Origin of the sequence: Paraburkholderia bannensis (genome assembly GCF_014200455.1) — a bacterium.
Taxonomy (GTDB): domain Bacteria; phylum Pseudomonadota; class Gammaproteobacteria; order Burkholderiales; family Burkholderiaceae; genus Paraburkholderia; species Paraburkholderia bannensis_A.
This window is the reverse complement of the sequence record NZ_JACHBW010000012.1, coordinates 100,022-116,709: the sequence shown is the minus strand read 5'-3', so window position 1 is coordinate 116,709 and position 16,688 is coordinate 100,022. Positions and strand designations below refer to the sequence as shown.

The window sequence follows — 16,688 nt, the reverse complement described above, 5'->3', positions numbered from 1 at the left end:
TCCTGAGCGCCGCCGGGCAGTTTGGCGCGCTGCAAACGCGGGGCGCGGAATAATGGCAGACAATTTAAAGCTGCGGATTGCGTGATTGGCCAAAGCGCCGCGAAATTGCACGAGCGCCGCTGGCCGACGTATGCAAACGCAACAGTAGCCCTCCAACTCTGCAAAAAAGGGTGGTCTGGATGGACGCGATCAAGACGCTGCTCGAAGCCCAGCCTCTGCTGACGCTCTTCGTGACGGTGGCGCTCGGTTATGTGGTGGGCGAACTGAATATCAAAGGGGTGTCGCTTGGATCCGGCGCCGTGCTGTTCGTCGGGCTGGCGATAGGCGGCTGGGTGCCGAAGTCTGCGCCGCCCCCGCTGCTCGGCACGCTCGGCCTGCTGCTGTTTCTGTACGGCATCGGCATCCAGTACGGCGAACAGTTCTTCAAGGGGCTGAGCAGCGCCGACGGACTCAAGGCCAACGCCGCCGCCATTCTTGGGGTGATCGGCGCGGGGTTTGTCTCGATCGCCTTGATTCCCCTGTGCGGCGTGAAGCTGGACCAGGCGCTGGGGATGTTCGCCGGCTCCGGCACCAGCACGGCGAGCCTGCAGGCCGCCGTAGCGGCCTTGAAAAGCGATGGCGCGGCAGTGGGGTATAGCGTTTCGTATCCGTTTGGCGTGGCTGTGCCGATTCTCTTTCTGTACGCGCTGGGCGCGGTGCTCAAGCCCAGAATCGAACGCCCCGCGCCAAAGCTGATCGAATCCGCCGAGATCGCATTGAGAAATCCCGATCTGGTGGGCCTCACCCTCACCGATCTCATCAAGCGTCTGCCGCAAGGCGTGTTCATCGCCGCCGTGCGCCGCGCCCATCACAACCACACGCCGTTAGCCGACCTGGTTCTCCAACCCGACGACGTGCTGCTGGCGACCGCCACCGATCCGGCCTTGCTGCGCGACGCCACGGCCTTATGCGGCGAATTGCAGCCTGGACGCATGACCAATCATCGCGAGGATCTGACCTATATGCGCGTGTTCGCGTCCAGCCGCCTGGTGGTGGGGCATGCGCTGCGCGATCTGCGTTTTCCCGACGGCGTGGCGTGTTCGATCGCGCATGTCCGGCGCGGCGACGTCGATATGATGCCGGGCCAGGAACTGATACTCGAATTCGGCGACCGGGTGGGCCTGCTGGTCAATCAGGTCCACCAGAAGAGCATGCGGGCGTTCTTTGGCGATTCGATCAAAGGGACGGCGGAACTGGGCTTTATTTCGATTGGCGTGGGCGCGGCGCTAGGCTTGATCGCTGGCGCGATTCCCGTGCCGATTCCCGGCGTGGGCAGACTGACACTGGGTCTTGCGGCCGTGTTGCTGGTGGCGTTGTGTCTGGGCCGGGTGCGGCGCTTCGGGCCGTTCGTCTGGACCATGCCGCTGACCGCGAATCTGGTGCTGCGCAACTTCGGCCTGACGATCTTTCTCGCCCAGGTGGGCATGGCGTCCGGACCTAAGTTCTTTGCCACGGTCGGCGCGACGGGCGTGGCCTTTCTGCTTTACGGACTCGTCATCGTGCTGGCGTTGCTGCTTATCACGGCCGTGTGTTGCCTCTGGATCTTCCGCCTGCCCTTCGACGCGACGATGGGCGTCATCAGCGGCGCGACCGGCAACCCGGCAATCCTGGCGTTTGCAAACCGCGTGGCGCCGACGGATCTTCCAGACGTCGGTTATGCGATGATTTTCCCTTCGATGACGATCGTGAAGATTCTCTTCGTGGAAATCGCCGTGGCGTTGATGACGCATTGACGGCACGGCGCGATGAACCCGTATTCGGAGAAAGCAGATGGAAATAGCCGTATTCAGCGCCAAGCCTTACGATCGCCAGTTTCTCGACGCGGCCAATGCACAGCAAGGGCATCGCCTCAGGTATCTGGACGATCCACTCGATGAGGATACCGTAGGATTGGCGGCGGGTTATCGCGGCATCTGCATCTTCGTGAACGACAAGGCCAATGCCCGCATCCTCGAAACGCTGGCGCGCGGCGGTACGCAGCTGATCGCATTGCGTTGCACCGGCTTCAACAACGTCGACCTGAAGGCTGCCGCGCGACTGGGAATCAAGGTGGTGCGAGTGGTCGATTACTCGCCCAATTCGGTGGCCGAGCATGCCGTGGCCTTGCTGATGGCGATTAACCGCAAAGTCCATCGGGCTTATAACCGCACGCGCGATTTCAATTTTGCGCTCGATGGGCTGATGGGTTTCGACCTGTGCGGCAAGACCGTTGCCGTGATCGGCACGGGCAAGATTGGCCGCGCCTTCACGCGCATCATGGTTGGCTTCGGCTGCGAGGTGATTGGCTACGACGCCTATCCCACGCCGGAATTCGAGGCGCTGGGCGGGCGCTATGCGACCGACGGCGCGATCGGCATGAATGCGGATATCGTCTCGCTGCATTGCCCGCTGACGCCGCAGACTTACCACATCATCAACGCCGATACGCTGGCGCGCGCCAAACGCGGCGCACTCCTCATCAACACCAGCCGTGGCGGTCTGGTGGATACGGAAGCGGTCATTGGCGCGCTCAGGAGCGGGCAACTGGGTGGTCTCGCAATCGACGTCTACGAGCAGGAGGCCGACGTGTTCTTCCGCGATCTCTCGGGCACCATCGTCGACGACGACGTGTTGCAACGATTGATGACTTTTCCCAACGTGATCGTAACGGGGCATCAAGCCTTCATGACGCGCGAGGCCGTATCGACGATCTGCGAAACCACGCTGCGCAGCATCACCGAGTTCGAAACCGGTCAGCCGCTGAGCAACGAAATCAGCGTGGACGCCTAGCCGGCCAGGCGTTTCCAGGCAGCTCGCAGCCGCCGCGCGCGGTCTTCGAACAGAAACGAGGCGGCCAGCGTGATCAGCCCCGAAACCGTGCCGGTGAGCAGCGCTTCGGGAAAGGCATAGTGGCTGGGGTGCGAATAGGCGTCGCCGATGGCGCTGAGCGCGCCCATGACGAGCGCGTTGCCGTAGCGGTTCGAGTAAAGCTTCGCCAGCGGCGTGAAGGTGAGCAGCACGGCCAGCAGGCCGGTGAAGAGCCCGGTCTTGAAAGCCAGCGCCCAGTGCGCGGCGCTCATGATGTTGCTCCAGCTGCCGGGCATGCAGGTCATGCAGGCGCTGGTGGGTTGCCAGAAACGCTGCACGAACAGGCGGATCCGGCGTTTCCAGTCGAGGGGCATCGGGCGGTCTCCGGGAGCGGGCCTGGCGGCGAGGGGATGATAGCCCTCGTTTCTGTGTGAAATGCTACACCACGACAGTCCGGCTTCCTGCGCAAAGCGACGAGCCGACCGAGCGTTCAACGTCCCTGCAGGCGCACATTGCGCGCAACCCATCCCAGCAAGCCCGTGCGCGCCAGCATCGGTACAACCCGTTTGGGTCCGAATACCACGGTCCCCAACACAGCCGAGCCGAGCAGGGTGACGCGCGGCGCGGCAGCCAGCGCATGGCGCAGGTTGGTGAGCGAGAGCGCGTTAACGTGCGGCCCGGCGGGATACTGGCCCAGGCGCAAGCCGATATTGGCGATGAGCAGTTGCGTGCGTGCCCGTTCCATGCGGGCCAGCACAGCGGCTTTATGTTCGCGGCGCAGGCGGGTGCGGTGATTCATTTGAGCGCCTCCTTGATCGTTTCGACATCGGCGCGGATTTCATCCTTCAGGATGCCGAACGATTGAACATGACGCTGCGAGCGCAGCATCATCAAGGCCACCAGCGAGAGCAACAGCCAGGCCGCGGCGATGCCCCACACCACGATCAGGAAATACGCCGTGTTCCAGGCGGAGGCGATCAACGCGAAACAGAAGAACGACAACGTGAACAGCACCGTCACCGCGAGCGCCACCAGTGCGAGCATCTCCCGCATCACGCGCGCGCGGGTTTCGGCGAGTTCGATCACGAACAGTTCGCTGTAATCCGCCAGGCGGGTCATGAGGAACCGCGACACATTGCGCCAGCGGTCGAGCCTCGTTTGCATCGACATGGCCATCCTCCCGCGAAATGCGCTGTCTGGCAGCGGGGTCGCGCATCATCGATACGCGACGCTTGAAACGCTCGCAACTTCCCCCGGCGCGGCATCGCCGCTTTGCTACCTCAACGTCGGCGCGTCACGAATGTGACAGCGCGGCGTCCCTGTCAATGTTCTCGCGCATCGCGGGCGCACCCGCAACCGCCAGATCGGCGCTCGCCAGCGCGTGGCGCGCGTGGGCGCGCAGATCGTCGGCGGCATAGGCCGCGTCGGCGTTGCGCACCCACGCGGCGATGCGCAGCCGCGCGCCACCCTTCGACGGATAACTGTCTACTGCGACGCTCGGCGCGAGCGTGGTTCCGGCCAGCACGCGCGGTTCGTCGGCGACCATTTTCTTGAGTGCGGCGATGGCGGGATCGACCTGATCGCGGCGGGCGAGATCGATCGTCACGTCCACACGCTGGGTGCCGCCGCTGCTGTAATTGATGACGGGATTGCTCCAGATCTGGCTGTTCGGCACGAACACGTCGTTGCCGTCGCCGCGCTCGATGCGCGTCGTGAAGAGGCCCACCTCGCGCACGATGCCGGCTGCCGCGCCGCTGCCCTCGATCACGTCGCCGGCGCGAAACGGCCGCAACAGCAGCAACATGATGCCGGCCGCGATGTTCTGCAGCGTGCCTTGCAGGGCGAGGCCGATGGCCAGACCGGCGGCGCCCAGCGCGGCCAGCACGCTGGCGGTCGCGATGCCGACTTCGCTGAGCGACGCGACGATCGCGATCACCCGCACGGTCCACGCGGCGATGCCTGCGAGCATGGGTGCGAGAGTCGGCTCGGCGTGCGAGCGCGCGAGCATGTTGGCGAAAAGCCGGGCGATGCGGTTCGAGATCCACCAGCCAAGCGCCACGATCAGGATCGCGACGATCAGATGGAGAAGGTCGTGCGTCACCGTCGCGAGTAGCGACGGCTGCAAATGGAACAGTCGGAACAGTCGATTGAAGAAGTCGTCCATGGTTCAGGCCACCTGCGCCAACTTTGCGATGGCAAAGACGCAGCAGACGGCGTGCCCGTGAGCGGGGCCGGAACGACCGGGCGCGGTATGGCTGCGCGCTTCTTAGACGCAACGACGAACGCACCCACAAATGCACCCACAAACGCAAACGCCAGAAGCAGACGCTTCCGGCGTGCGGTGATACGGCTACAACAGCCTTTGAATCGACTTCGAGGGCTACGAATCAATGCGGCGGACGCCCTCGGTCCGCGTGCCGCTTAGTAGCGGCGCTGGGCCTCTGCGAGCAGTTCGCAGTATTCCAGGTGGCGATTGAGTGCCTTGACGCCAAGGCGGCGAAGCGCCTCAACAGCTTGATTGACGTTAGACGAAAGTGCAGCGATGAGCGCAGCCATGATGTCCTCGAAAGTCCAGGGTAGTTACCTAAGGGTTTTCCCTATTATAGGTTCCCTTTCTCGGAATGCAAGGGCAACTTGCGGCAATGCAACATTCTCATGCACGGATATGGCCCCGGAATGACAAAGCAGCGCGAACGCCGGTGCGACATGTCGCTTGCTTTAGCACCTTCGCTGCTAATGTTGTGCGGATAAATTGGTGGTTCAGGCGCCGGCGGGTGCGCAAAATCGTGCAGATTTCGCAGAAAAATCCACGATTTACGCATCCGATCCGGACTTCACCATGCTCCTCCGACTATCAGGCCCGCGGCGTTTTGCCCGCGCGTTCAGCGCACTCGCCATCGCCAGCTCAGCCGCCGTCGTCGCATTGTCGACCACGGCCCACGCCGCGCCCAAAGGACCCACGGGCACCCTGGTGTTTTGCAGCGAGGGCAGCCCCGCGGGCTTCGACCCCGGCCAGCACACCACCAGCACGGACTTCGACGCCAGCACCGACACGATCTACAACGAACTCGTGCAGTTTCGCAACGGCACGCTCGATCTCGAACCGGGTCTCGCGACCAGTTGGGACAGTTCGCCCGACCAGCGCGTCTACACGTTTCATCTGCGGCATGGCGTGAAATTCCAGACCACGGCGTACTTTCACCCGACGCGCGACTTCAACGCCGACGACGTGCTGTTCACGTTCAACCGCATGCTCGACGCGCAGCAGCCGTTTCGCAAGGCGTATCCCACAAGCTTCCCGTATTTCAGCGATCTGGGCTTCGACAAGAACATCGCGAAGATCGACAGACTCGACGACTACACGGTGCGCTTCACGCTCAAGACGCCCGACGTGATCTTCGTGCGCAATCTGGCGATGAGTTTCGCGTCGATTCTTTCCGCCGAATACGCGGCGCAATTGAGCGCGGCGCATCGCGAGGCCGATATCAACCAACTGCCGGTGGGCACCGGGCCGTTCGTATTCCGCTCCTACCAGAAGGACGCGCTGATCCGCTACGACGCGAATCCCGATTACTGGCGCCCGCAGGACGTCAAACTCGCGCATCTGATTTTCTCGATCAATCCCGATCCGGCCGTACGTATCCAGAAGCTCGCGAGCGGCGAGTGCCAGGTTTCGGTATTCCCGCGTCCCGCCGATCTCGACGTGGTCAAGCGCAATCCGTCGCTGCGGCTGGTGTCGGGCGTGGGTTTCAATGTCGGCTTCGTCGCCTATAACACGCAGCACCCGCCGCTCGACCGCGTGGAGGTGCGCCGCGCGCTCGATATGGCGATCGACAAGCCCGCGATCATTCAGGCCGTGTTCGCCGGCAATGCGAAGATCGCGTCGAATCCCATGCCGCCCTCGCAATGGTCGTATAACCCGAGCCTCAAGGACGCGCCCTACGACGCCGCGAAAGCCCGCGCGCTGCTCGCGCAGGCCGGCTTTCCGGATGGCTTCGAGATCACGCTCTGGGCGATGCCGGTGCAGCGTCCCTATAACCCCAACGGGCAGTTGATGGCGCAACTGATCCAGCAGGACTGGGCGAAGATCGGCGTGCGCGCGAAGATCGTGAGCTACGAGTGGGGCGAGTACAACCGTCGCGCCAAGCAGGGTGGCGAGCACGATGCGCTGCTCTACGGCTGGTCGGGGGACAACGGCGATCCGGATAACTGGCTCGGCGCGCTGCTCGGCTGCGATGCCGTGCATGGCAGCAATGTGTCGAAGTGGTGCGATCCGGCCTTCAACAAGCTGATCGAGAAAGCCCGCGCCGACTCCGACGTGCAGCAGCGCACCGCGCTCTACGAGCAGGCGCAGGTCATTTTCAAGCAGCAGGTGCCGTTCACGCCGATCGCACATTCGATCGTGTCGCTGCCGGTGTCGAATCGCGTCCAGGGGCTGGTGTTCTCGCCGCTCGGCAGTCATCGATTTGATGGCGTGTCGGTGCAGTAGTCCGCAGCGCGCCTGATTCTCGTTCCCACAGACGACGCGCCTTGCCGCGTCGTCTGTCATTTCTCCCCGCAAAAAGCGCGCTTCCTGCTGGTTCAGGGTTTCTACCAGCACGCTAATTTTTCGCTTTACATATCAGGTAGCCTGATAGTAAATTGACTTCAAGCCGCAAGTGCGGCACGGTCTAACGGAGAGACACGATGAGCTACGAAGGTCGCTGGAAAACGGTCAATGTCACGGTGCAGGGCGGGATTGCGTGGGTGGCGTTCAATCGCCCCGAAAAGCGCAATGCGATGAGCCCGACGCTCAACAAGGAGATGATCGACGTGCTCGAAACCGTCGAACTCGATCCTGAAGCGCAGGTGCTGGTGCTGACCGGCGAGGGCGATGCCTGGACCGCGGGCATGGACCTGAAGGAATATTTCCGCGAAGTCGATACGGGACCGGACGTGCTGCAGGAACGCATTCGCCGCGACGCCAGCCGCTGGCAATGGCAGCTGCTGCGCATGTATTCGAAGCCGACCATCGCAATGGTCAATGGCTGGTGCTTTGGCGGCGGGTTTTCGCCGCTGGTGGCTTGCGACCTGGCCATCGCCGCCGACGAAGCCGTGTTCGGGCTCTCGGAGATCAACTGGGGCATTCCGCCGGGCAATCTCGTCAGCAAGGCGATGGCCGATACGGTGGGCCACCGCGAGGCGCTGTACTACATCATGACGGGCGAAACGTTCACGGGTGAAAAGGCTGCGCAGATGGGCCTCGTCAACAAGAGCGTGCCGCGTGCGCAATTGCGCGAGGCAACGCTGGCGCTGGCCGCGAAACTGCTCGACAAGAATCCGGTGGTGATCCGCAATGCCAAGCATGGTTTCAAGCGCAGCCGCGAACTCACGTGGGAACAGAACGAGGACTATCTCTACGCCAAGCTCGATCAGGCCAACTATCGCGATCCGGAGGGCGGCCGCGCCAAGGGGCTCAAGCAGTTTCTGGACGACAAGAGCATCAAGCCGGGCCTGCAGGCTTACAAGCGCTAACGCGCTCTCTACGCTGTCCGCCCGACGCGGCGCGCACGAGCAGCGCAGCGCGCGCCGCGAAAGAACAAGCCACGCCGCCCAGGCTGAAAGGTGCTAAAAACGCACCACGGGCGGCACAACCAAGGAGACAGGTTTTGGAATCGGACCAAAGCCACGCAGGCGGCGCACCCGCAGGATTTCGGGGCGTCGCCATCGGTTCCGTCTCGCCGCGTATCGAGCGGCGCGGCGAGTGCTGGTATCTGGAGGCGGGCGCGCCCTTGGGCGCTTATCCCGAGCGCTTGACGGAGTGTCTCGAACACGGTGCGCGCGAGCATCCCGGGCGCTTGCTGGTGGCGCGGCGCGATGCCAGCGGCGCATGGCGCGGCGTGACCTACGCGCAGATGCTGGAGGATGCGCGCGCGATCGGCGCGGCGCTGCTGCAGCGCGGTTTGAACGCGCAACGCCCGATTGCCATTCTTTCTGGCAACGGCATCGAACACCTGCAGATGGCGTTCGGCGCGATGTGGGCGGGCATTCCCTATGCGCCCGTTTCTCCCGCGTATTCGCTGATTTCGGGCGATTACGGCAAGCTGCGCCACGTGCTCGACGTGCTGACGCCAGGGCTTGTTTTCGCCGACGATATCGACGCTTATGCGAAGGCACTCGATGCGGTGTTACCCGCAGGCGTGGAGCGCGTGAGCGCAGCACCCCCGCTGCGAGGCGCAGCCAGCGTCACGCGTTTCGCCGCGTTGCTCGACACGCCGCCCGATCAAGCCGACGCCGCCCACGCGAGCGTGAACGGCGACACCATCGCCAAGTTTCTTTTCACCTCGGGGTCGACGCGTCTGCCCAAGGCGGTCCCCACCACGCACCGCATGCTCTGCGCCAATCAGCAGATGCTGCTGGAGACGTTTCCCCAGTTCGGCATCGAGCCGCCCGTGCTGGTGGACTGGCTGCCGTGGAATCACACCTTCGGCGGCAGTCATAACGTGGGCATCGCGCTCTACAACGGCGGCACGCTGTATATCGACGACGGCAAGCCGGTGGCGGGCAAATTCGAGGAGACGCTGCGCAATCTGCGCGAGATCGCCCCCACCGTCTTTTTCAATGTGCCCAAGGGGTGGGAAGAGCTCACCGCCGCGCTCGAAACCGATGCCGCGCTGCGCGAGCGCTTCTTTTCGCGCGTGAAGATGTACTTCTTCGCAGGCGCGGGGCTTTCGCAGGCCGCCTGGGAAAGGCTCGAACGCGTGACGCTGGCGCATTGCGGCGAGCGTATCCGCATCATGGCGGGCCTGGGCATGACCGAGACCGCGCCTTCGTGCATGTTCACGACCGGGCCGGTGGCGCGCGCCGGCTATATCGGCCTGCCTGCGCCGGGTTGCCTCGTCAAGCTCGCTCCGGTGGATGGCAAGCTGGAAGTGCGGTTTCGCGGGCCGAACGTGATGGGCGGCTATTGGCGTGCATCGCCGGAACACCGCCGTGATGTGTTCGACGATGAAGGCTATTACCGCAGCGGCGACGCCGTGCGCTTTGTCGATCCGGCGCGGCCCGAACTGGGTCTCGCCTTCGACGGACGCATCGCGGAAGACTTCAAGCTCGCGTCGGGCACCTTCGTCAGCGTCGGGCCAATGCGCGCGCGCATCATCAGCGAAGGCGCGCCCTATGTGCAGGACGCCGTGATCACCGGCATGAATCGCGACGATGTGGGCGTGATGATTTTTCCGCGCCTCGATGCCTGCCGTGCGCTGGCAAAGCTCGAAGGCAACGCGAGTGCGGCGGATGTGCTGGCCGCGCCGTCCGTGCGCGACTTTTTTGCGGATCTGATGACGCGTCTGAATATGAGCGCCACGGGCAGTGCCACGACGATCGCGCGTCTGCGCCTGCTGGCGGCACCGCCATCGCTCGATCTGGGCGAGATCACCGATAAAGGCTCGATCAATCAGCACGCGGTGCTCCAGCATCGCGACGCACTGGTCGAAGCGATGCACGCACCCGCCGCGGACGATCCCGATGTGTTGTACTTGCACGCGCGCGGCTTAGCCATGAAACATTCATAAGGATGCCGAATGACAGGGGCATGCCGATGACTGTTCGCCTCTGCGTTCATGACGCGCTGCCCTGGGCAGTCGATGACTGCCAAAGCGGACAGTCCGCCTGCGGATTTCGTTCCACCGAAGCCGCAGCTAAGCTGTACGTGACGCTTGCGCGCCGATCCGACTGCGCCGATTTGGGACCCCGGCGCCAACGTTCTAGTGCGCGGCATCGTCGCCCAGTGCTTCGATAAAACGCGAAAACAGCTCGGGCTGCGTGGAAATCCCGAGTTTGGTGTAGAGGTGGCGACGGTGCACCTTGACCGTCTCCGGCGAAATCGCGAGCCGTTCGGCAATCGCCTTCGAGGAATTGCCGCGCAGCACCATGCGCGCAATCGCCATCTCGCGCTCGGTCAACAGCCCCGCGCCAAAGCGGCCAAGCGCGGTTTCCACGCGTGCGCCCAGATCGGCGGCGCCCGGCACGATGCGCGCCGCGTCGCCTGCCAGCCGCCAGTGCTGGCGAATGGCAGCGAGCACCCATGGCAGCGCGGCGGTGAGCTTGCCCAGCGGCTCCGTATCGAAGCGCGTAGCCGAACCCATCGACAGCGAAAGCAGCACGTCAGGCTGCGCACGCACCAGCACCTGGATTTCATCCTCGCCAACCGCATCGCGGAAATAGCTCAGAAAATACTCGCTCTGCCGGAACAGGTCGGGTGCGACTTCCTCCAGCCGGTAGCAGCCGTCCGCGAGGCCGTCGTGGCCCGCCTGCAAAAACGGATCTAGCAGATAGAGACCGTTGAGATAGAGCGGCACCGGCGAGGGCGTGTCGCTGCCGCCCGTATCGTATTCGTCGAGCACAATGGGGACGCCATCTGCGCCGATGGCGGTGGCCAGCGCGTTGTCGAACGGCGCCATCGCGTTGAGCAGCAGCACGAGGAAGCGCCAGAAACGCGGCTGACCAAGATGGTCCAGCACGCGCCCGAGCGCCTGATGCATCGCGATTTCCGTAAAGAGTCGATCCATATCCTGTCTGTCGACACCGCAAGGGCGTAACCCAAAATGGGAATAGCGGCCAAAAAAATGGCTTCCTAGACTGCTACGCAATCTGTGGCCCCGAGTATGGGCGTTCAAAAAAGCGCAGCATAGGAGAGCAGGATGAAGATGATGTCGGAATCCACGGGCGCGATGCAATCGTCGTCCGATACTCAAGGCACGCCGGCCGGTGAGGGACGCACGCTCACGCAGTCGCTCAGCGTACGCGATGCGGTGATGATCACCGTCTCGGGTGTCACGCCCGCAAGCTCGATCTTCGTGATTGCGCCGTTCGCGATCCAGCAGGCGGGCAGCGGCGCGGTGATGTCGTTTCTGCTGGGCGGCGTGCTGGCCTTTGCCTTCGCGCTCTGCTACGCGGAGCTCAGCGCCGCTCACCGCAGCGCGGGCGGAGAATATGTGATGGCCAAACGCGTGTTCGGCACCTTGCCCGGCTATCTGACCTTCGTTACGGTGCTGGCGGTCAGCGTGTTCATTCCGGCGGTGCTGGCGAGCGGCGCTGCGCCTTACCTCAACAACGCGCTGGGCACGCAGTTCGGCAATCAGTCCGTCGCACTCACCATCGTGCTGCTCAGCTATGCGCTGGGCATGCTCAACATCAAGACCAACGCCTGGATCACGGGTGCGTTTCTCGTCGTCGAAATCGGCGTGCTGATGCTGATCGCGGGGCTGGGGTTCAGCGCGCCGCATCGCAGTGCGGCGGCGCTGATGCATCCGCTCGTCGCCAGCGGCGGCGCGCTGATTCCGGCCACCGCCGCGGCCATCGTACCCGCCATCGGCACGGCGATTTTCTGCTACAACGGCTTCGGATCGGCAGTGTTTCTCGCCGAAGACCTGCGCGGCGGCAATCGCAATGTCGCGCGCGCGGTGATGTATTCGCTGCTCGTGATCCTGGTGGTCGAACTGGTGCCGCTGATTGCCATCGTGCTGGGCGCGCCTTCGCTCAGCGAGTTGTCGAAGAGCGCCGATCCGATTGGCTATGTCGTGCGCGAACTCGGCAACCCGACGCTCTCGCGCGTGGTGAGCGGTGGCATCTTTCTGTCCGTGTTCAACGCGATCATCGCCATCGTCATCACGATGGGACGTCTGCTCTATAGCAGCGGACGTCACGCGCTCTGGCCGCGTGGCTGCAATCGCGCGTTTTCGACCATCCACCCGCGCTTCGATTCACCGTGGCTCGCGACGCTTGCGCTCGCAGTGCCCTCGGCGGGACTCGTGTTCGTATCGAGCCTCGACGAGTTGACGGCTTTCACGGTGGATCTGCTGCTGCTCGTGTATCTGGTGGTGGGGCTGGCGGCGCTGGCGAGCCGTCTCGTGCGCCGCGATGTCGAGCATCACTATCGTATGCCCTGGTGGCCGGTGACGCCGCTGGTTGCTATCGCGGGTGCCGGCTACACGCTTTATACGACGCTTGCCACCGCCACCCGGCCTGCCGATCTCTACATTATCGGCGCCCTGCTGGTTGCCGCGCTGGTGATGTATGCGGCCTGCGCGCGGCGCAGCGAAACGTTCCGCGCGCTTTGAGCCGTATATCGAATTGAAGCGCAAACAACACTGCAATTGAGACTGCAATATCGGAGGACAAACATGATGCGCACGAGGGAACTCGGCATCCGTATCGGACTCGGCAAGCCGGGCCGTTTTAACGCGATCACAGACGTGCCGGGGGTGCGGGTCGGACATTGCACGCTCGAAACCGATAACGGCGATGCATCGGTACGCACCGGCGTGACGATCATCGAGCCGCGCGCGGGCGCGGCGCACGACGATCCCTGCTTTGCGGGCGTGCACGTCCTCAACGGCAACGGCGACGCGACAGGCCTCGAATGGATTCGCGAAGCGGGCCTGCTGACCACGCCCATCGCCTATACGAACACGCATAGCGTGGGCGCGGTGCGCGATGCCTTGATCGCCGCCGAACGGGACAGCGCACGCGATCGCGTTTACTGGTGCATGCCGGTCGTGATGGAGACGTATGATGGACTACTGAACGACATCTGGGCGCAACATGTGAGTGCCGCGCACGTGCGAGAAGCGCTTGCCGCGGCGCGCAGCGGGCCGGTCGAAGAGGGCGGCGTGGGCGGCGGCACGGGCATGATCTGCCATGAGTTCAAAGGCGGGATCGGCACCGCCTCACGGGTGCTCGATGCGGATGCCGGCGGCTGGACCGTGGGCGTGCTCGTGCAGTCCAACTATGGCGTGCGGGAGATGCTGCGAGTGGCGGGCTATCCGGTAGGTGAAGTGCTGCGACATGTGCATTCGCCGTTTCGTGAGGCGAACGCAAAGGGCGAGCCGGGCATGGGTTCGATCGTCGTCACGATCGCCACCGATGCGCCTTTGCTGCCGCACCAATGCACACGGCTCGCGCAGCGCGCGGGCGTGGGTCTCGCGCGAGTCGGCGGCGGCACGGAGGATTCCAGCGGCGATATCTTTCTGGCTTTCGCGACAGGCAATCGCGGCTTGCCAGCGGCGAACTATGGCCATAAAGGTACGCCAACCAGCGATATGAAGATGGTCAACAACGACCATATATCGGCGCTATTCGTGGCGGCTGCGGAAGCTGTCGAGGAAGCGATCGTGAACGCTCTGGTGGCGGGACGCGATGTTGTTTCGCGTGGCGCGAAGGTCGAGGCGCTGGGCGCGGCGCGGCTGGTCGACGCGTTGCGGGAAGTAGGGTGGCGGCCGGGACGGGGGATTTGAACGGGCCCGTAAGAGAGTATGCGCGAGGGCGCGCCGCTTATCGATACGGATTCCGTACGATATCTGGCGCGCCCCCGCATTCTTTCCTTACGCTGTTATCTAACCTCAGACTTCGGCCACCGTGATCAGCACATCGATATTGCCGCGCGTCGCCTTCGAATACGGGCAGGTCTGATGCGCGAGCTCGACCAGTTGTTCCGCCACTTCGTGCTCGACGCCCGGCAACGTCACCTTCAGGCGCGCACTCAGCGAATACGCTTCGTCACGCAGCACCAGGTCGATCTCCGCATCGACAGCCGTGTCGCGCGGCAGCGCCACCTTCAGGCGTGCCGCCGCTTTTCCCATCGCACCGATAAAACACGCGGACCAGCCCGCGCCGAACATCTGCTCGGGGTTGGTGCCCGGCGCGCTCGATCCCGGCGGCGCGAGCTTGACGTCGAGACGTCCATCGTCGCTGCGGGTTGCGCCGTCACGGCCGCCGGTGGTGTGGGTCTTGCCGGTGTACAGGACTTGCTCTGCGTTGCTCATGATGATTTCCTTGTAGATTAGAGGCGAGGCGTGCCGGGGATCGGCGCGGTTATGCCTGGTGGTTGATTGACGGACTTAACCGTATTGATTAACTGCCGCGATACAGGCTGCGCAGCGCGTCGAGCTGCCCGTTTTGTTCGGCGTCGACCAACTGCTGGCGAACCTGGGCGCGCGTGATCTTCGTGCCGGCGTTTTGCTGCGCCGGCGTCCAGTTCGGCGTCTGTGTTTGCGCTTGCACAGCAGCCTGCGCCGCGCTATCGACGGAGGCCGGCACGGCGGCGAACGAAGCGGATGCAGCAGCGAATGCGGCGACAGCGGCGAGCGAAAAAACGATCTTCGAAACTTGCATGACGTTCTCCTTGAAGCGGTAGATAAAGACAGCAACCGGTTGATCCTGAGGGCTCGCGCCCGGCAGATTTCGGCGTTGATGCATTAAAACGAGCCGACGTATCTGGCGTGTTTCGTAATCGCGCTTAATTGCAATTCCCTGTATCTGGGCCAGGCGCGGATACATAGCGACACAATCCAGATACCGGCGGCTGCTTCAATCGCATCCACCACGTTCGCCCCCAGGCGAAACGGAACTTCAGTCACTCATCACGGAGCAAATATGTCTGAACTTTGGCAATTGACAGCGGCGGAACTGGCGAAACGCATCAAGACGCGTGAAGTGAGCGCGCGCGAGGCGGCGCAATCGGCGCTCGCGCGTCTCGACGCGGTGAATCCCCTCATCAATGCCGTGGTCGCCGTGCATCGGGAAGATGTCCTGCAACAGGCCGATGCCGTCGATCAGGCGCTTGCGCGCGGCGACGACCCGGGGCCGCTTGCGGGTGTGCCGGTCACCACCAAGATCAACGTCGATCAGGCGGGTTTCGCGACCACCAATGGCCTGCACGCGCAGGAGAATCTCATCGCCCAGGCCAACAGCCCGGCGGTGGACAACCTCGTGCGTGCGGGCGCGGTGCTGCTGGGCCGCACCAACTCGCCCACCTTCGCGCTGCGCTGGTTCACCTCGAATCAGGTGCATGGCCGCACGCTCAATCCGCGCGATCCGTCGCTCACCCCGGGCGGGTCGAGCGGAGGCGGCGCGGCGGCGGTGGCTGCGGGCATCGGTCAACTGGCGCTGGGCACGGATATCGGTGGGTCGGTGCGCTACCCGGCCTATGCGTGCGGCATTCACGGGCTGCGCCCGACGCTGGGCCGGGTGCCGGCTTTCAACGCGTCGTCGCCGGAACGGGCGATCGGCGCGCAATTGATGTCGGCAGCGGGGCCGATGGGCCGCACCATCGAAGATCTGCGCCTGGGTCTGGTGGCGCTGTCCGCGCCTGATCTGCGCGATCCCTGGTATGTGGCGCTGCCCGTGGATGGTCCGGAAGTGCCGCGTCGCGCGGCGCTGTGCGTGCGTCCGGGCGGGCTTGAGACCGTCAAGGCAGTCGAGGATGCCCTGCGCGATTCGGCCAGGCGGCTGCGCGACGCCGGCTGGCAAGTCGAGGAGATCGACGACGTACCGTCGATTCGCGAAGCCGCGCTGCTGCAGGAACGCCTGTGGCTGGGCGACGGCTTCGAGGCGCTCGTCAATGCGGTGGAGAAGGACGGCGACCCGGGCGCAGCGGCGGTGATCGCAGCGGCGCGCGAGAAAGTACGCGGTCTGCCCGCCGATGTCGTCAGCCAGTCGCTGGTGCGCCGCACGACGCTCACGCGCCAATGGCGTTTGTTCCTCGATCAGTTCGCCGTGGTGCTGATGCCGGTATCGGCGGAACTGCCGTTCGCGAGCGATCTCGACATGCAGGGCAAGGAGGGCTTCGAGCGCGTCTGGGAAGCGCAACTGACGCTGCGTGCGTTGCCCGCGATGGGGCTGCCGGGACTGGCCGTCACGACCGGTCTGGTGAACGGCGTGCCGGTGGGCGTGCAGATCGTCGCCGCGCATCATCGCGAGGATCTCTGTCTGCTGGCAGGCCGCGATATCGAAGCGCGCGGGGTGCCTGCATCGCCGGTCGAACCGCGCGCCCGAGGCTGATTTAAAGCGGCTTTGAAGCGTCTTCAAATGCGCTTTTGCGGCGA

The 16,688-nt window shown here is 64.0% G+C and carries 16 protein-coding genes; 8 read left to right on the top strand and 8 right to left on the bottom strand.

Annotated features, from left to right (window positions below; translation table 11 throughout):
* The first annotated feature begins 179 nt into the window (after window positions 1-179).
* Window positions 180-1,772 carry an aspartate:alanine exchanger family transporter gene (locus tag F4827_RS20695; RefSeq protein WP_183726552.1) on the top strand — a complete coding sequence of 531 codons (1,593 nt, stop codon included), beginning with the start codon at window positions 180-182 and terminating at the stop codon, window positions 1,770-1,772.
* Between the two features lie 37 nt (window positions 1,773-1,809).
* Entirely contained in the window at window positions 1,810-2,808 is a 999-nt protein-coding gene (locus F4827_RS20690; RefSeq protein WP_183726550.1) for a 2-hydroxyacid dehydrogenase, read from the top strand.
* On the opposite strand, the gene F4827_RS20685 is transcribed toward F4827_RS20690, so the two are convergent.
* From F4827_RS20685 to F4827_RS35465, 5 genes are all read right to left on the bottom strand, one after another.
* The gene (locus F4827_RS20685) at window positions 2,805-3,200 is read right to left on the bottom strand and encodes a hypothetical protein (RefSeq protein ID WP_183726548.1); all 396 of its coding nucleotides are present in this window, start codon (window positions 3,198-3,200) and stop codon (window positions 2,805-2,807) included. The genes F4827_RS20690 and F4827_RS20685 overlap by 4 nt on opposite strands.
* A 116-nt stretch (window positions 3,201-3,316) precedes the next feature.
* On the bottom strand, window positions 3,317-3,625 hold the full coding sequence (locus F4827_RS20680) for a hypothetical protein (protein ID WP_183726546.1): 309 nt from the start codon (window positions 3,623-3,625) through the stop codon (window positions 3,317-3,319).
* Window positions 3,622-3,996, bottom strand: coding sequence for a phage holin family protein (locus tag F4827_RS20675; protein WP_183726544.1), 375 nt, complete (start codon window positions 3,994-3,996; stop codon window positions 3,622-3,624). Before F4827_RS20675 ends, F4827_RS20680 begins: the two co-directional genes overlap by 4 nt.
* A gap of 124 nt (window positions 3,997-4,120) precedes the next feature.
* Window positions 4,121-4,990, bottom strand: a complete 870-nt coding sequence (locus tag F4827_RS20670; RefSeq protein WP_183726542.1) for a mechanosensitive ion channel family protein — start codon at window positions 4,988-4,990, stop codon at window positions 4,121-4,123.
* Between the two features lie 257 nt (window positions 4,991-5,247).
* On the bottom strand, window positions 5,248-5,382 hold the full coding sequence (locus F4827_RS35465) for a hypothetical protein (RefSeq protein ID WP_260175337.1): 135 nt from the start codon (window positions 5,380-5,382) through the stop codon (window positions 5,248-5,250).
* A gap of 283 nt (window positions 5,383-5,665) precedes the next feature.
* On the opposite strand from F4827_RS35465, the gene F4827_RS20665 reads away from it, so the two are divergent.
* From F4827_RS20665 to F4827_RS20655, 3 genes are all read left to right on the top strand, one after another.
* Window positions 5,666-7,315 (top strand): ABC transporter substrate-binding protein, encoded by a 1,650-nt coding sequence (locus F4827_RS20665; protein ID WP_183726540.1) that lies wholly within the window; start codon window positions 5,666-5,668, stop codon window positions 7,313-7,315.
* A gap of 197 nt (window positions 7,316-7,512) precedes the next feature.
* Complete coding sequence (locus F4827_RS20660) at window positions 7,513-8,340, top strand: p-hydroxycinnamoyl CoA hydratase/lyase (protein ID WP_183726538.1); 828 nt, start codon at window positions 7,513-7,515, stop codon at window positions 8,338-8,340.
* A gap of 134 nt (window positions 8,341-8,474) precedes the next feature.
* Complete coding sequence (locus F4827_RS20655; protein ID WP_183726537.1) at window positions 8,475-10,376, top strand: feruloyl-CoA synthase; 1,902 nt, start codon at window positions 8,475-8,477, stop codon at window positions 10,374-10,376.
* Between the two features lie 192 nt (window positions 10,377-10,568).
* On the opposite strand, the gene F4827_RS20650 is transcribed toward F4827_RS20655, so the two are convergent.
* Window positions 10,569-11,372 (bottom strand): LuxR C-terminal-related transcriptional regulator, encoded by an 804-nt coding sequence (locus tag F4827_RS20650; protein WP_183726535.1) that lies wholly within the window; start codon window positions 11,370-11,372, stop codon window positions 10,569-10,571.
* Window positions 11,373-11,504: 132 nt separating this feature from the next.
* On the opposite strand from F4827_RS20650, the gene F4827_RS20645 reads away from it, so the two are divergent.
* Together F4827_RS20645 and F4827_RS20640 are read left to right on the top strand one after the other, a co-directional pair.
* On the top strand, window positions 11,505-12,923 hold the full coding sequence (locus F4827_RS20645) for an APC family permease (RefSeq protein WP_183726533.1): 1,419 nt from the start codon (window positions 11,505-11,507) through the stop codon (window positions 12,921-12,923).
* Between the two features lie 66 nt (window positions 12,924-12,989).
* A complete protein-coding gene (locus tag F4827_RS20640) occupies window positions 12,990-14,099 on the top strand; it encodes a P1 family peptidase (RefSeq protein ID WP_183726805.1) in 1,110 nt (369 codons plus the stop codon).
* 105 nt (window positions 14,100-14,204) lie between these two features.
* Here F4827_RS20640 and F4827_RS20635 read toward each other — a convergent pair whose 3' ends face one another.
* Together F4827_RS20635 and F4827_RS35460 are read right to left on the bottom strand one after the other, a co-directional pair.
* On the bottom strand, window positions 14,205-14,627 hold the full coding sequence (locus tag F4827_RS20635) for an organic hydroperoxide resistance protein (RefSeq protein WP_183726531.1): 423 nt from the start codon (window positions 14,625-14,627) through the stop codon (window positions 14,205-14,207).
* A gap of 88 nt (window positions 14,628-14,715) precedes the next feature.
* On the bottom strand, window positions 14,716-15,141 hold the full coding sequence (locus tag F4827_RS35460; protein ID WP_260184623.1) for a DUF4148 domain-containing protein: 426 nt from the start codon (window positions 15,139-15,141) through the stop codon (window positions 14,716-14,718).
* A 96-nt stretch (window positions 15,142-15,237) separates the two neighbouring features.
* Between F4827_RS35460 and F4827_RS20625 the strand changes: the two genes are divergently transcribed.
* The gene (locus tag F4827_RS20625) at window positions 15,238-16,644 is read left to right on the top strand and encodes an amidase family protein (protein ID WP_183726527.1); all 1,407 of its coding nucleotides are present in this window, start codon (window positions 15,238-15,240) and stop codon (window positions 16,642-16,644) included.
* The last annotated feature ends 44 nt before the right edge of the window (window positions 16,645-16,688 follow it).

Bases quoted from the DNA above. Each gene is read 5' to 3' on its own strand.
- F4827_RS20625 (WP_183726527.1), top strand. From the start codon at position 15,238: ATGTCTGAACTTTGGCAATTGACAGCGGCGGAACTGGCGAAACGCATC.
- F4827_RS20645 (WP_183726533.1), top strand. From the start codon at position 11,505: ATGAAGATGATGTCGGAATCCACGGGCGCGATGCAATCGTCGTCCGAT.
- F4827_RS20650 (WP_183726535.1), bottom strand. From the start codon at position 11,372: ATGGATCGACTCTTTACGGAAATCGCGATGCATCAGGCGCTCGGGCGC.
- F4827_RS35460 (WP_260184623.1), bottom strand. From the start codon at position 15,141: ATGTATCCGCGCCTGGCCCAGATACAGGGAATTGCAATTAAGCGCGAT.
- F4827_RS20680 (WP_183726546.1), bottom strand. From the start codon at position 3,625: ATGAATCACCGCACCCGCCTGCGCCGCGAACATAAAGCCGCTGTGCTG.
- F4827_RS20670 (WP_183726542.1), bottom strand. From the start codon at position 4,990: ATGGACGACTTCTTCAATCGACTGTTCCGACTGTTCCATTTGCAGCCG.
- F4827_RS35465 (WP_260175337.1), bottom strand. From the start codon at position 5,382: ATGGCTGCGCTCATCGCTGCACTTTCGTCTAACGTCAATCAAGCTGTT.
- F4827_RS20635 (WP_183726531.1), bottom strand. From the start codon at position 14,627: ATGAGCAACGCAGAGCAAGTCCTGTACACCGGCAAGACCCACACCACC.
- F4827_RS20675 (WP_183726544.1), bottom strand. From the start codon at position 3,996: ATGTCGATGCAAACGAGGCTCGACCGCTGGCGCAATGTGTCGCGGTTC.
- F4827_RS20660 (WP_183726538.1), top strand. From the start codon at position 7,513: ATGAGCTACGAAGGTCGCTGGAAAACGGTCAATGTCACGGTGCAGGGC.
- F4827_RS20640 (WP_183726805.1), top strand. From the start codon at position 12,990: ATGCGCACGAGGGAACTCGGCATCCGTATCGGACTCGGCAAGCCGGGC.
- F4827_RS20665 (WP_183726540.1), top strand. From the start codon at position 5,666: ATGCTCCTCCGACTATCAGGCCCGCGGCGTTTTGCCCGCGCGTTCAGC.
- F4827_RS20695 (WP_183726552.1), top strand. From the start codon at position 180: ATGGACGCGATCAAGACGCTGCTCGAAGCCCAGCCTCTGCTGACGCTC.
- F4827_RS20685 (WP_183726548.1), bottom strand. From the start codon at position 3,200: ATGCCCCTCGACTGGAAACGCCGGATCCGCCTGTTCGTGCAGCGTTTC.
- F4827_RS20690 (WP_183726550.1), top strand. From the start codon at position 1,810: ATGGAAATAGCCGTATTCAGCGCCAAGCCTTACGATCGCCAGTTTCTC.